The organism is Oleiphilus sp. HI0128, assembly GCF_001635365.1.
Genome location: NZ_LWGG01001123.1, coordinates 1 through 1,151 on the forward strand (window position 1 = coordinate 1; position 1,151 = coordinate 1,151).

The 1,151-nt window shown below is 43.6% G+C and carries 1 pseudogene; it reads right to left on the reverse strand.

The window, feature by feature from the left end:
* A pseudogene (locus A3763_RS19145) lies at window positions 1–1,151 on the reverse strand (vitamin B12 dependent-methionine synthase activation domain-containing protein); the annotation flags it as partial.

A 1,151-nucleotide genomic window follows, 5' to 3' on the forward strand; every position in this document is an offset into this window, starting at 1 on the left:
AAGCCACCGATATAGTCATTGAGACCCGTTTCTTTAGGTGCAATAAAGTCAGCTAGTGATAAGCTAAATTGATTGCCCGCTTTGTCAGATTGCTGGCGTAGGTGATTCAGGCTTAGATTTACCTTAGATCGACTTTCGTCTGCAAATACAGTAATTTCATCATCGCCTTGAGCGTTTGCTGGCCAAAATCCGATAACAGCCTTGGCTTTTAGTTTTTTATTGCTTATCAGATCCTTGAGCATTTTTTGTGCATCATTGAAAAGACTCTGAGCAGCTTCACCGATATGCTCATCTTTTAATATTTTCGGGTATTTTCCAACCAGGTCCCACGTGATAAAAAACGGAGTCCAATCGATATAGTCAACTAATTCTTCAAGTGGGTAGTCTTCAAAGATTTTGGTGCCGGTAAATTTCGGCTTAGGTGGTTCGTAGCCGCTCCAATCAAGTGACAGCTTGTTTGCTACTGCTTTTTCATAGCTTAGGAAGCTGGACTTGGCGCTGCGGTTTTTACGACGTTCGCGTACCGTCTCATATTCCACCTTCACGTTCTCGACAAAGGTGTCACGCTGTGTATCACTTAACAAAGAGGTAGCAACACTGACACTACGTGAGGCATCTGTGACATAGACTGAAATATTATTTTGATACTGAGGTTCTATCTTCACAGCGGTGTGAGCCTTAGAGGTCGTTGCACCACCGATCATTAGTGGTATATCCAAGCCTTCTCGCTGCAGCTCTTTTGCGATATGGACCATTTCGTCAAGCGACGGTGTGATTAGGCCACTAACTCCAATAATGTCTACATTATGTTCTTTGGCGGCAGCAAGTATTTTATCGGCAGGAACCATTACACCAAGATCTATTACTTCATAGTTGTTGCACTGTAAAACGACACCAACGATATTCTTGCCGATATCATGTACATCGCCTTTAGCGGTGGCCATTAGGATTTTACCCTTGGTCGTTTGTTTATCACTTTTTTCTGCTTCAATGAAGGGGACGAGATGTGCGACTGACTGTTTCATTACCCGGGCGCTTTTAACGACTTGTGGTAAGAACATTTTACCTCGCCAAATAGGTCGCCTACGACATTCATTCCATCCATTAAAGGGCCTTCGATGACCTCAATTGGTCTCGCTGCTTTGACGCGA